Source organism: uncultured Leifsonia sp., from assembly GCF_945957465.1.
In the GTDB taxonomy this organism is placed as follows: Bacteria; Actinomycetota; Actinomycetes; order Actinomycetales; family Microbacteriaceae; genus Leifsonia.
This window is the reverse complement of the sequence record NZ_CAMFLC010000008.1, coordinates 19,478-31,388: the sequence shown is the minus strand read 5'-3', so window position 1 is coordinate 31,388 and position 11,911 is coordinate 19,478. Positions and strand designations below refer to the sequence as shown.

At 68.8% G+C, this 11,911-nt stretch carries 11 protein-coding genes; 5 read left to right on the top strand and 6 right to left on the bottom strand.

Features of this window, described 5'->3' with window-relative positions; translation table 11 throughout:
- Positions 1–87 precede the first annotated feature (87 nt).
- Entirely contained in the window at positions 88–1,362 is a 1,275-nt protein-coding gene (clpX, locus tag Q0Q23_RS05990) for an ATP-dependent Clp protease ATP-binding subunit ClpX (protein WP_179606227.1), read from the top strand.
- Here the strand turns inward: clpX and Q0Q23_RS05985 are convergent.
- Both Q0Q23_RS05985 and Q0Q23_RS05980 read right to left on the bottom strand, forming a co-directional pair.
- Positions 1,319–2,626, bottom strand: coding sequence for an ion channel protein (locus tag Q0Q23_RS05985; protein WP_295120880.1), 1,308 nt, complete (start codon positions 2,624–2,626; stop codon positions 1,319–1,321). The genes clpX and Q0Q23_RS05985 overlap by 44 nt on opposite strands.
- Positions 2,627–2,791: 165 nt before the next feature.
- Positions 2,792–4,831: a M3 family metallopeptidase gene (locus Q0Q23_RS05980; protein WP_295120878.1), complete on the bottom strand. Its 2,040-nt coding sequence runs from the start codon at positions 4,829–4,831 to the stop codon at positions 2,792–2,794.
- 76 nt (positions 4,832–4,907) lie between these two features.
- On the opposite strand from Q0Q23_RS05980, the gene Q0Q23_RS05975 reads away from it, so the two are divergent.
- From Q0Q23_RS05975 to Q0Q23_RS05960, 4 genes are all read left to right on the top strand, one after another.
- Positions 4,908–5,714, top strand: a complete 807-nt coding sequence (locus Q0Q23_RS05975) for a methyltransferase domain-containing protein (protein WP_295120875.1) — start codon at positions 4,908–4,910, stop codon at positions 5,712–5,714.
- A gap of 113 nt (positions 5,715–5,827) precedes the next feature.
- The gene (locus Q0Q23_RS05970; RefSeq protein WP_295120872.1) at positions 5,828–6,469 is read left to right on the top strand and encodes a winged helix-turn-helix domain-containing protein; all 642 of its coding nucleotides are present in this window, start codon (positions 5,828–5,830) and stop codon (positions 6,467–6,469) included.
- Complete coding sequence (locus tag Q0Q23_RS05965; protein ID WP_295120868.1) at positions 6,466–7,761, top strand: MFS transporter; 1,296 nt, start codon at positions 6,466–6,468, stop codon at positions 7,759–7,761. The genes Q0Q23_RS05970 and Q0Q23_RS05965 overlap by 4 nt, the downstream gene beginning before the upstream one ends.
- Positions 7,758–7,943: a hypothetical protein gene (locus Q0Q23_RS05960; protein ID WP_295120864.1), complete on the top strand. Its 186-nt coding sequence runs from the start codon at positions 7,758–7,760 to the stop codon at positions 7,941–7,943. The genes Q0Q23_RS05965 and Q0Q23_RS05960 overlap by 4 nt, the downstream gene beginning before the upstream one ends.
- Before the next feature lie 33 nt (positions 7,944–7,976).
- Here the strand turns inward: Q0Q23_RS05960 and Q0Q23_RS05955 are convergent, their stop codons facing one another.
- The 4 genes from Q0Q23_RS05955 to valS all read right to left on the bottom strand — a co-directional run bounded on the left by Q0Q23_RS05955 (position 7,977) and on the right by valS (position 11,836).
- A complete protein-coding gene (locus tag Q0Q23_RS05955) occupies positions 7,977–8,243 on the bottom strand; it encodes a hypothetical protein (RefSeq protein WP_295120861.1) in 267 nt (88 codons plus the stop codon).
- Entirely contained in the window at positions 8,243–8,713 is a 471-nt protein-coding gene (locus Q0Q23_RS05950; protein WP_295120858.1) for a GNAT family N-acetyltransferase, read from the bottom strand. Before Q0Q23_RS05950 ends, Q0Q23_RS05955 begins: the two co-directional genes overlap by 1 nt.
- Before the next feature lie 70 nt (positions 8,714–8,783).
- Positions 8,784–9,230: a GNAT family N-acetyltransferase gene (locus tag Q0Q23_RS05945; RefSeq protein WP_295120855.1), complete on the bottom strand. Its 447-nt coding sequence runs from the start codon at positions 9,228–9,230 to the stop codon at positions 8,784–8,786.
- Positions 9,227–11,836, bottom strand: coding sequence for a valine--tRNA ligase (gene valS, locus Q0Q23_RS05940; protein WP_295120853.1), 2,610 nt, complete (start codon positions 11,834–11,836; stop codon positions 9,227–9,229). Before valS ends, Q0Q23_RS05945 begins: the two co-directional genes overlap by 4 nt.
- Between the last annotated feature and the right edge of the window lie 75 nt (positions 11,837–11,911).

The window sequence follows — 11,911 nt, the reverse complement described above, 5'->3', positions numbered from 1 at the left end:
AGCGTGTCGAAAACGTCCTGGTGCGCGCCATTGTCGTCGTCACGGGTTAGGCTCGACGAAGATACCCGAAGACGGAGGGGGAGACGGATGGCACGCATCGGGGAGAGCGCCGATCTGCTCAAGTGTTCCTTCTGCGGCAAGAGCCAGAAGCAGGTGCAGCAGCTGATCGCCGGTCCCGGCGTGTACATCTGCGACGAGTGCGTCGAGCTCTGCAACGAGATCATCGAGGAGCGGCTGGCCGAAGCGGGCGAGGAGGCCTCCGGCGAGTTCGACCTCCCGAAGCCCAAGGAGATCTTCGGCTTCCTCGAGGAGTACGTGATCGGCCAGGAGCAGGCCAAGCGCGCGCTGGCCGTCGCCGTGTACAACCACTACAAGCGGGTGCGCGCCAAGCAGACCCTCACCTCCGCCGACGCGATCGACGACGTCGAGATCGCCAAGTCGAACATCCTGCTGATCGGTCCGACCGGGTGCGGCAAGACCTACCTCGCGCAGACGCTCGCGCGGAGGCTGAACGTGCCGTTCGCCGTCGCCGACGCCACCGCGCTGACGGAGGCCGGCTACGTCGGCGAAGACGTCGAGAACATTCTCCTCAAGCTGATCCAGGCCGCGGACTACGACGTCAAGCGCGCCGAGACCGGCATCATCTACATCGACGAGGTCGACAAGATCGCACGTAAGGCCGAGAACCCCTCGATCACGCGCGACGTGTCCGGCGAGGGCGTGCAGCAGGCGCTTCTCAAGATCCTGGAGGGCACGGTCGCCTCGGTCCCGCCTCAGGGCGGCCGCAAGCACCCGCACCAGGAGTTCATCCAGATCGACACGACGAACGTCCTGTTCATCGTGGCGGGCGCGTTCGCCGGGCTGGAAGACATCATCTCGTCGCGCGCCGGCAAGAAGGGCATCGGCTTCGGCGCCCCGCTGCACTCCAAGGGCGACGACATCAACCTGTTCAGCGAGGTGCTGCCGGAAGATCTGCACAAGTTCGGGCTCATCCCCGAGTTCATCGGTCGCCTGCCGGTCGTCACGACCGTGACGCCGCTCGACCAGGACGCCTTGATGCAGATCCTCACCGAGCCGAAGAACGCGCTCGTTCGTCAGTATCAGCGGATGTTCGAGCTCGACGGTGTCCAGCTCGAGTTCGAGCACTCCGCCCTGGAGGCGATCGCCGACCTCGCTGTGCTGCGCAAGACCGGTGCTCGTGGCCTGCGCGCGATCATGGAGGAGGTGCTCGGGCCGATCATGTTCGAGGTCCCCTCGAGCTCGGAGGTCGCCCGGGTGGTCGTCACCAAGGAGGCCGTGCTCGAGAACGCGGCTCCGACTATCGTCCCGCACCGCCCGCGGCGCGAGGAGAAGTCGGCGTAATCGCCCTCGGTGTGATCACGAACTCGGGTGCCTTCGTCACCATCAGCCACGCCGGAAGGACGGCCAGCGACAGGATGGGCAGCACCAGCAGGTTCTGAGTGACGGCTACGCCGACGAAGATGGCGATCCACCCGTCGCGCGTCACCGCGAGAGTGATGCCCATCACGGCCGCCGCGACGGCCACCGGCAACGGGACGACCGGCACCAGCGCAACCGCAAGAGTCCCCAGCGCCGCGCCGATGAAGACGGCGGGGAACACGCGCCCCCCGCGGAAGCCGGCACTGGCCGCGACCAGAAGCGCGGCCAGCTTCACTACGACGATCAGCACGAGCTGCTCCGCGGAGTAGTCGGCGCGGTTCACGACCAGCGTGCCCATCTGCTCCAGCCCCTTGAACAGGGTGATGGGACCGCCGACGGCGCCGAGGAGTCCCAGCACCATACCGCCGGCGAGCGAGATCAGCAGGGGGTGCCGCAGGGCGTGGAACGCCCGGTGCACCAGCGGGAACAGCGCCGCCCCGAGCAGGCCGAGCGCGGTGGCGACCACGCCGATGATCAGCGCCGCGAGCACATCCCATCCCGTCACCTGCGTGTAGGCCGGCATCGGGATCGCCAGGTGCGGATGGGCGAGGAGCGTCATGGTCAGCGATCCGGCGGCCGCCGACACCAGCGGCAGGAAGAGCTTGTCCCACAATGCTCCGCCGCCCTTGACCGCCGCGACGATGCCCGTGAACACGAGTGCTGCGGCGACCGGTGTACCGAACAGGGCGCCGATCGTCCCGGAGGCCGCCATGAGCATCACGAGCTGCGCCGGCACGGGCTTCCAGATCCTGCCCACGAGCGTCACGAGGATGCTCACATTGATGGCGATGATCGGGTTCTCGGGCCCCAGGCTGACGCCGCCCGCCAGTCCGAGCACCGCAGCGAGCGCGAGGGAGGGCACGATCCCGATGCGCAGAGGGGCCGCGACCAGCTCGGTCGTCGCCGAGTCGGGCCCGGCATGGCCGGGGACGAGCCAGACGGTGAGCCCGACCGCCAGGCCGGTGACGGTCAGGATGAGGAAGATCCACCATCCGGAGGACGGATCGACGCCGAGCGCGGCCGGGAGGTTCTTCCAGATGCCGTCGTCGACGACGCCGGCGACCTCGTCCACGACCCAGAGGGTGAGAGCGCTGATGACCCCGATCACGACGGCCGGCACCGAGAGCAGCAGCAGCGAGCGCACGGACGGGGCGCTGAGTTCGGCTTCCGGTCCCGTCGATGTCATGGCGCACCCCTTCCCGGTCCGCGCGGACCCGTCTCCAGCCGGGCCCGCGCAGCGAGGCCCCGCGCGTCCGTGGCCACGCTGCGCTCAGGCTAGAGCCTCGCGCGGGAAGGGGGCTAGGGTGTTCCGGAACCGGAACCGGAACCGGACCCGGACCCGGGCAGCCCGTTAACCCTCGAGCCCGCGGCGCGCGAGGAGCGGCTCGATGACCGCGTCACGGCCGCGGAAGTCGCGGTAGGCCTCCAGAGGATCCTTCGACCCGCCGACGCCCAGCAGCCGGCTGCGGAACCGGTCGCCGTTCTCGCGCGTGAGCCCGCCGTTCTCCTTGAACCATTCGACGGTGTCGGCGTCGAGCACCTCGCTCCAGATGTAGGAGTAGTAGCCCGCGTCATAGCCGCCGGAGAAGGTGTGCGCGAAGTAGGTGCTCGCGTACCGGGGCGGCACCGCCGGGTTGTCGAGGCCGGCGGCCGCGAGGGCCTCCGCCTCGAAGGCGGCGACGTCGGTGACGGCGTCATCGGCCGTGATCGTGTGCCAGGCCTGGTCGAGCAGCGCCGCGGCCAGGTATTCGCTGGTGGTGAAGCCTTCGTTGAACGACTCCGAGGCGTGCAGCCGGTCGATGAGGTCCTGCGGCATGCGCTCCCCGGTCTGGTGGTGCACGGCGTAGTTCTGCACGATCTCCGGCCACAGCATCCACATCTCGTTCACCTGGCTGGGGAACTCCACGAAGTCGCGGAACACGTTGGTTCCCGCGAACTTGGGGTACGTCACGCGCGCGAAGATGCCGTGGAGGGCGTGCCCGAACTCGTGGAAGAGCGTGTTGGTCTCGTCGTAGGTGAGCAGCGTCGGCTCGCCGGCTGCGGGCTTGGGGACGTTGAGGTTGTTCACGACGACAGTGGGATGGCCGAGCAGGGCGGACTGGGAGATGAGCGGATTCATCCACGCGCCGCCGCGCTTCGAGTCGCGCGTGTACAGATCGAGGATGTAGAGCCCGATACCGGTGCCGTCCTCGTCGCGGACCTCGAAGACACGGGCGTCCGGGTGGTAGGCGACCAGGTCCGGACGTTCCTCGAAGGTGATGCCGTAGAGACGGGTCGCGGCGTAGAAGACGCCGTCGCGCAGCACGCGTTCCGCCTCGAAGTACGGGCGCATGGCGGCGAAGTCGACGTCGAACTTCTCCTGGCGCACCGTGCCGGTGAGCGCAGCCCAGTCCCAGCTCTGCACGGTCTCACCGTCGTCGAGCTGCTTCTGGAGGTCGGCCTGCTCAGCGCGCGCGTTGCGGGCCGCCGGCACAGCGAGCCGGCCGAGCATGTCGGCGACGGCCTGCGGGGTCTTCGCGGTCTCGTCCGCCGTGACGAAGGCGGCGTGCGTGTCGAAGCCGAGCAACCGTGCGCGCTCGGCGCGCAGGCGCGTGATCTCGAGCACGAGCTCGCGGTTGTCGTGCTCGCCGCCGTGGGTGCCGCGGGCGCGCGATGCGGTCATGATCCGCTCGCGGGATGCGCGGTTCGTCAGGGTGGCCAACCACGGGTGACCCGTCGGCAGTACGAGGGTGACCACATACTTTCCGTCCAGTCCGCGCTCCTTGGCCGCCTCGGCCGCGGCGGAGAGCTCGCCCTCGTCGAGGCCGGCGAGCTCCTCGGCGGTGTCGAAGACGACGGCGAGGTCGTTGGTGTCGGCGAGGAGGTTCTTCTCGAACCGCGTCGTGAGCGTCGAGAGCCGCTGGTTGAAGTCGCGCAGGCGCCCCTTCTGGTCATCGTCGAGCCCGGCGCCGGCCAGAGTGAACTCGGTGTAGTAGCGCTCGATCAGGTAGACGCTCTCGGGGTCCAGTCCCAGGGAAGCGCGACGACGGTACAGGTCCTCGATGCGGCCGTACAGCACGGGGTCGAGCCGGATCGCGTCCTGGTGCGCCGACAGCGCCGGAGCGATCTCCTCCTCGAGCGCGTTCGTGAAGTCGCTGCTGTCGGAGGAGCTCTTGTTGAAGAAGACCTCCGCGACGCGCTGCAGCGTCTGGCCTGAGCGTTCGAGCGGGATCATCGTGTTCTCGAAGGTCGGAGGCTCCTGTGATGCCGTGATCGCCTGGACCTCGGCGAGCTGCTCGGCGAATCCGTGGTCGAACGCGGGCCGGTAGTGCTCGTCGCGGATCTCTGCGAACGGGGGGAGCTGATACGGGAGCGCGCTGGGCGAGAGGAACGGGTTCGCGGTGTCTGCCATGCGACCAGCCTAGAGCCGCCGACTGTTCACGCGTCATACTCCGGGACGCCTCCGCGCCGCTGCCTAGGATGAGTCCATGAAGGTCGACGAGCGCTACATGCACGGTCATCACGAGAGCGTCCTCCGGTCGCACGAATGGCGGGATCTGGGCAATTCCGGAGCGTACTTCGCCGATCTCCTGCGCCCGGGGATGAGGGTGCTCGATGTCGGGAGCGGGCCGGGGACGCTGACGTTCGACATCGCGGAGCGTGTCGCACCCGGACCCGTCGTCGGCGTGGATCGCAGTGCGGGGATCGTGGCGCACGCGCGCGAGGCCGCTCAGCGGCGCGGAGCAGCGAACGTGACCTTCGCCGAGGGGGATGCATACGCACTCGACTATCCGCGCGGGACGTTCGATGTCGTCCACGCGCACCAGATGCTCCAGCACGTCTCCGACCCGGTGGCCGTTCTGCGCGAGTTCGGGCGCGTGACCCGCCCCGGAGGGATGGTCGTGGCGCGAGACGTGGACTGGGGCGGCACGATCTGGGCGCCAGTGCTTCCCGGCCTCGACGAGTGGATGCGCATCATGCAGGCGGTCCAGAGCGGCAACGGCGGCGAGCCTTTCGCCGGTCGCATGCTGCGGTCGTGGGCGCTCGAGGCCGGCTTCACCGACGTGACGAGCTCCGCCTCGGTGTGGTGCTTCGCCTCCGACGAGGAGCGGTCGTGGTGGGGCGGACTCTGGAGCGAGCGGGTGACGAGCTCGGACTGGGGTTCCCATGCGCTCGAAGCCGGCCTGGCCGACGAGGGCCTGTTGTCACTCATCTCGGAGGCGTGGCTGGAGTGGTCCCGCGACCCGTCGGGCTGGTACGCCATGCCGCACGGGGAGGTCATCGCGCGCGTGTAGAGCGGGCGGTCGCGGGAGTCCGTTGCAAAGACTTCATTGCAAAGGGACGATTGCAAAGACTGTGTTGCAAAGAAGTAGTTGCAAAGAAACCTTTGCATCGCTAGCATCGAGTCATGTCCAACGCAGACGCGCCCGAATCCGCCGCATCGACCCCCGCTACGCCGGCCGACGAGTACGAGCCGCATTTCGAGTCGATCGGCATGCCGGCCCTGCGGGCGCTCGCGCACCCGCTTCGTGTCGAGATCATGAACGAGCTCTCCGACTTCGGGCCGGCCACCGCCTCGATGCTCGCCGAACGGCTGGGGGAGTCGAGCGGATCCACCAGCTACCACCTGCGTCAGCTGGCCAAACACGACATCGTCGTCGAAGACGAGGAGCGGGGGAGCGGACGCGAGCGCTGGTGGCGGATGGCGCCGGGCGGAGTCAGCATCGGGGGAGCGGAGACGCTGGAGACACCAGCAGGCCGTGAGATCACCGAGCAGATCTCGCTCAATTGGCAGCAGAACAACGAGCGTCGACTGAAGACGTTCCTGCGCCGCGGGCTCGACACCTTCGGCATGGAGTGGATGGAGGCTGCGGCCCTGTCGACCACTCACCTGGAGGTGACGCGCGAACAGCTCGGCGAGCTCTCCACCGAGTACTACCGGATGGTCAACCGCCTCAAGGAGAAGTGGAAGGCCGAGGCCTCCGACGATCGCAAGCGCGTCCAGGTCCAGTTCAACGCCTTCCCGCTCGTCGAGCAGGAAGACCGATGAACGCGGAGAAGCCCGCGCGCACGCGTCTCGGCGGCGGATTCGGCCGGCTGTGGAGCGCTGCCATCGCCAGCAACCTCGCAGACGGCATCGGGCGCACCGCCGTTCCGCTGATCGCCACGACGCTCACTCGCGACCCGGCTCTGATCGCCGGGCTCACGGCGATCACCTTCCTGCCGTGGCTGCTGTTCGGCATCCCCGCGGGCATGCTGCTCGACCGCGTCGACCGACGCTTCGCGATGGCCGTCGCCAACGGACTCCGGTTCGCCGTGGCGGCGCTGGTGGCTCTGCTCATCGCCACCGGCGGCCTCACCATCTGGAGCCTCTACGGCTGTGTGCTGCTGTTCGGTCTGGGGGAGACGGTGTTCGACAACGCCACCACGACGGTGGTGCCGAGCCTGGTCACCCGTGACCAGCTCGATCGCGCGAACGGCCGGATGCAGTCCGCCGAGATCGTGGTGCAGAACTTCATCGCGACCCCGATCGCGGGCTTCCTGTTCGCGGCCGCGATCGCGCTGCCGATGTGGCTCACCGGCGGTGGGTTCCTCATCTCGGCGTTGCTCGTCCTGACGATCCCCCTCGCGGCGGCGCGGGCGCACCAGGCCGGCGCCCGTGCGAACGCGCAGGCCTCCGAGCCGCGGCCCGGGATGAAGGCCGTCGTCCGCTTCCTCTGGGACGACCGGTTTCTGCGCAGGATGATCGTGCTCACGTCGATCACGGCGTCGGCGCTGTCGTTCGCGCAGGGCAGCGTCGTGCTCCTCCTGTTGCAGACCTACGCGCTTCCCGCCTCCCTCGTCGGCGTCGTGACGGCGGCCGTCGGGGTGGGCGCGCTGGCCGGCGCTCTGCTGTCCAGCGGATTCGTCGCCCGCTTCGGCCGGGGCCGGGTGATGTACGTGGCGATCCTCATCAGCGGCATCGGCATCCTCGGTGTCGGACTGACCGGCGACGTCGTCGTCGGCGTTCTCGCGTACGCGATCGGCGCCTTCGGTGTCGCCGTCTGGAACGTGCCCTGGGGAGCGCTGCGACAAGCGGTCATCCCGGGCCCGATGCTGGGCCGCGCGATGGGCATCGTCCGCTCGATCGGCTGGGGGCTGACCCCGATCGCCACCGTCCTGGGCGGCTTCGTCGCACGCATCGACCTGAGGCTGCCGTTCGTGATCGGGGGCGCGATCGTCGTCGTGCTCTCTCTGATCGCGACGCGGCTCCTGCTCAGTGCGAGCCGCTACGGGCAGAGCCCGACGCCTGCGGCCCCCGCCCCCGAACCTCAGACCATCTCGGAAGGAACCGCATCATGACCGCCATCACCGTGCCCGTGCGCCGGCCCTTCAGCCACCGCGCAGCACTCCGGCTCGGTCGCGCCCTCACCGCGTGGGGGATGCGACAGCCCGTGCGGCGCCGGCGTCACGCAGACCTCGTGGCCGCCGTCGAGCAGCATCGCGACACCGCGGCCCGCATGCTCCCGCAGCTCCCGCGGTGAGCACACGCTGCGCGCCGACGCCGCGAACGGAGGCTAGGCCTCGTCGTAATCGGACGGCTCGGTCTCGACCAGCTGGGTGATCGTCGCCGAGTCTTCCGCCTCGTTGTAACGGATGACGGTGCCGTCGTCGAGCTCGACGACAGGCTTGCCCTCCAGCCAGGTCAGTGTCCAGCGCCATCCCGCCGTCTCGACGTCGGTGGCCGTCAGCTCCTCCTCGACCGTCGACACGGCGTAGGTCACCACTTCGGGGAGCGTGACGGGCGGCGTCTCGCCAACGGCCCAGCGGGTGCCCAGCTGCATCAGGCCGTCTCCGCGCTCGGTGCGGCGACGAGATCGATCTCGTACGTGATCCACCCGGTCTTGCTGGCGACGGAGTCGTAGACGCGCTGTGCGTCGGTGTTGTCGTTCGCCGTGATCCACTGGACCACCCCGAGCTTGCGCTCCTCGGCGAGTGAGCGGACGGCGGCGATCAGTCGGTGACCGACGCCCTTGCCCCGCTCGTCCTCCTGAACGTAGAGGTCGTCGAGGAAGAGACCGCGGTCGCCCTCCAGCGGGCGGGCGAACTCACGCACGTGGGCGAGCCCGACGATGCGGTCGCCGTCGACGGCGACGAAACCCTGCTCCTCGTGATCGGCGTCGGTGAGCCACGACCACAGCACGAGCGCCCGCTGATCCGTCAGCTCGGTGTTGTAGAACTCCGCGTATTTCGCGTAGAGATCGAGCCAGGCGAAGAAGTCGCCATCCTTGACCGGTCGGATCTCGATCGACATCAGTCCCTCCATTCGCCTTTTCTACCCGGCCTGGAGCACGGGACGTGTACCGACCATATCGCGGACCTGTTCACGGGACGAGGTCGTAGGTGACCCACTTCGTCTTCTCCGCCACGCGGTCGTAGAGGCGGCGCGCCTCCTGATTGTCCTTGGCTGTGATCCACCGGACCACCGAGAGACCCCGTCCCTTCGCGACCGAACGCAGCTCCTCGAGCAGTGCCGTGCCCGCGCCCGCACCGCGCGCGCCGGGCATCACGAACAGGTCGTCGAGATAGAGGCCTTTACTGCCGTCCAGAGGCCGGGCGAACTCGCGCACGTGCGCGAGCCCGATGGGTGTGCCCTCCTCGTCGACCGCGAAGTACGCCTCGATCCCGCTGTCGGGGTCGGTGATCCAGCTCCAGACGAGAAGGGCCTTCTCGTCGGTGACCGGAGTCTCGTAGAACTCGCCGTATCCGGCGTAGAGGTCGAGCCAGGTGAAGAACTCGTTGTCCTCCACACGCCGCACTGCAGCCGTCATCGTTCCTCCTCGCTGGGCACCTGCGTGAGGAGGATATCGGTCACCGTGAGCTCTTCGGCGGATGCGAAACGCAGTTCGGCGATTCTGCCCACCGACGCGAGGTCGGCGGCTGCCGACGCGATCGCGGCGATCTCGTCCGCAGGCCCGCTGATCACTGCGGAGTCGACGGGGGTGCGCTGGGATGCCTTGGCCGCCGTCTTCGCGCCGCGGATCGCGGTCAGGGCGCGTCCCACCTGGGTCAGGACCTCGCGCGTGTCCGGCCAGTCGCCGGCGACCTCGCCGGGCTGCGGCCACGCGGCGACGTGCACCGAACCGGTCTCCGACCAGCTCCACGCCTCTTCGGAGGCGAACGGCAGAACGGGTGCGAACAAGCGCAGGAACACCGACAGGGCCATCCGGAGCGCGACGACGGCCGACACCTGGCCGGCGTCCCGCTCGCCGTATGCGCGCTCCTTCACGAGTTCCAGGTAGTCGTCGCAGAAGGTCCAGAAGAACGTCTCGGCGATCTCGAGCGCGCGCGCGTGGTCGTAGCCGTCGAGGGCCGCGGTGGCGTCGGCGACGACCACGGAAAGCTGCTGCAGCATGCTGCGGTCGAGCGGGGCGGTGACCTGCTCCAGGTCGAGGGATGCGGGCGCGTCGAAACCGTGGATGAACTTGGCGGCGTTGAGCAGCTTGATCGCGAGCCTGCGGCCGATCTTGATCTGGGTCGGGTTCTGCGGGTCGAATGACGCGTCCGTCCCGAGGCGCGACGACGCCGCCCAGTAGCGCACGGCGTCGGAGCCGTGGCGCTCGAGGATGTCGGCGGGCGTGACGACGTTGCCCTTCGACTTGGACATCTTCTTGCGGTCCGGGTCGACGATGAAGCCCGAGATGGCGGCGTTCGTCCAGGGGGCCGTGCCGTCCTCCAGCTGCGAGCGGAGCAGCGTCGAGAACAGCCAGGTACGAATGATGTCCTGGCCCTGCGGGCGCAGGTCGAAGGGCGAGACCGTGCGGAAGAGCTCCGGGTCGTCCACCCAGCCGCCGGCGAGCTGCGGGGTCAGCGAGGAGGTCATCCAGGTGTCCATCACGTCGTGCTCGCCGATGAAGCCGCCGGCCCGGCCGCGCTGCTCCTCGGCGAAGCCGGGCGCGGGGTCGGAGGACGGGTCGACGGGGAGGCTCTCCTCCGACGGCAGGATCGGCTGGTCGAAGACCGGGTTGCCGTCGGCGTCGAGCGGATACCAGACCGGGATCGGCACCCCGAAGAAGCGCTGGCGCGAGATCAGCCAGTCGCCGGTGAGGCCGTTGACCCAGTTCTCGTAGCGCACGCGCATGAAGTCGGGGTGCCAGTCGATGCCGCGACCCAGCTCGATGAGGCGTTCGCGCAGCTGCTCGTCCCTGGCGCCGTTCTTGACGTACCACTGGCGGGTCGAAACGATCTCGAGCGGCTTGTCGCCCTTCTCGAAGAACTTGACCGGGTGCTGGATGGGCTTGGGCTCCCCGACGAGGTCGCCGGAGGCGCGGAGCAGCTCCACCACGGCCTGCTTCGCCGAGAACACGGTCTTGCCGGCGAGCTGGGCGTACGCCTCGCGCCCGGCGTCGCTTTCGATCACGGCGGGCGGCTCGGGAAGGATGCGACCGTCGAAGCCGATGATCGCGCGGTTCGGGAGGTCGAGCTCGCGCCACCAGGTGACGTCGGTGATGTCTCCGAACGTGCAGATCATCGCGATGCCGCTGCCCTTGTCGGGCTGGGCCAGGTGGTGGGCGACCACGGGCACCTCGACGTCGAACAGCGGGGTGCGCACGGTGGATCCGAACAGCGGCTGGTAGCGCTCGTCGTCCGGATGCGCCACCAGGGCGACGCAGGCGGGGAGCAGCTCCGGTCGGGTGGTCTCGATGTAGATCGGGCCGTCGGCGCCGTGGAAGCCGACCCGGTGGTAGGCGCTCGGCTGCTCGCGGTCCTCCAGTTCGGCCTGCGCGACGGCGGTGCGGAAGGTGATGTCCCAGAGCGTCGGCGCGAGCGCCTGGTAGGCCTCACCGCGGGCGATGTTGCGCAGGAAGGCGCGCTGCGACGTGTGCAGGGCCTCGCGGCCGATGGTCCGGTAGGTCTGCGACCAGTCGACGGAGAGGCCGAGAGTGCGCCAGAGCGCCTCGAACTGCTTCTCGTCCTCGGCCGTCAGCCGCTCGCAGAGCTCGATGAAGTTGCGGCGCGAGATCGGCTTCTGGTCGGCGGCCTTGGTGCTCTTGTTGTCGCCGCCCTCGAAGGGGGCCACGAAGTCGGGCTCGTACGGGAGCGACGGGTCGCAACGCACCCCGTAGTAGTTCTGCACGCGGCGCTCGGTGGGCAGGCCGTTGTCGTCCCAGCCCATCGGATAGAAGACGCGCTTGCCGCGCATGCGCTGGAAGCGGGCGACGATGTCGGTGTGCGTGTAGCTGAACACGTGACCGATGTGCAGCGAGCCGGAGGCCGTGGGCGGCGGAGTGTCGATCGAATAGACGGCGTCGCGGCCGGCTGCGATCGCCCCGTCGCGGTCGAAGGCGAAGGTGCCGTCCTGCTGCCAGCGGTCGCCCCAGACCGCTTCCAGGCCTTCGAGTGCTGGCTTGTCGGGCACGGGGTTCGCGGCGGTCATGGCTCTCCGATTCGATATGTGCGGCACCGTGTCAACGGGGTGCCTGAGTGTGGGAACGCGTTCCAGGGTACCGGA

Excerpts from the sequence above, each read along its gene's own strand:
- clpX (WP_179606227.1), top strand. The coding sequence starts at position 88 with ATGGCACGCATCGGGGAGAGCGCCGATCTGCTCAAGTGTTCCTTCTGC.
- Q0Q23_RS05985 (WP_295120880.1), bottom strand. The coding sequence starts at position 2,626 with ATGACATCGACGGGACCGGAAGCCGAACTCAGCGCCCCGTCCGTGCGC.
- Q0Q23_RS05980 (WP_295120878.1), bottom strand. The coding sequence starts at position 4,831 with ATGGCAGACACCGCGAACCCGTTCCTCTCGCCCAGCGCGCTCCCGTAT.
- Q0Q23_RS05975 (WP_295120875.1), top strand. The coding sequence starts at position 4,908 with ATGAAGGTCGACGAGCGCTACATGCACGGTCATCACGAGAGCGTCCTC.
- Q0Q23_RS05970 (WP_295120872.1), top strand. The coding sequence starts at position 5,828 with ATGTCCAACGCAGACGCGCCCGAATCCGCCGCATCGACCCCCGCTACG.
- Q0Q23_RS05965 (WP_295120868.1), top strand. The coding sequence starts at position 6,466 with ATGAACGCGGAGAAGCCCGCGCGCACGCGTCTCGGCGGCGGATTCGGC.
- Q0Q23_RS05960 (WP_295120864.1), top strand. The coding sequence starts at position 7,758 with ATGACCGCCATCACCGTGCCCGTGCGCCGGCCCTTCAGCCACCGCGCA.
- Q0Q23_RS05955 (WP_295120861.1), bottom strand. The coding sequence starts at position 8,243 with ATGCAGCTGGGCACCCGCTGGGCCGTTGGCGAGACGCCGCCCGTCACG.
- Q0Q23_RS05950 (WP_295120858.1), bottom strand. The coding sequence starts at position 8,713 with ATGTCGATCGAGATCCGACCGGTCAAGGATGGCGACTTCTTCGCCTGG.
- Q0Q23_RS05945 (WP_295120855.1), bottom strand. The coding sequence starts at position 9,230 with ATGACGGCTGCAGTGCGGCGTGTGGAGGACAACGAGTTCTTCACCTGG.
- valS (WP_295120853.1), bottom strand. The coding sequence starts at position 11,836 with ATGACCGCCGCGAACCCCGTGCCCGACAAGCCAGCACTCGAAGGCCTG.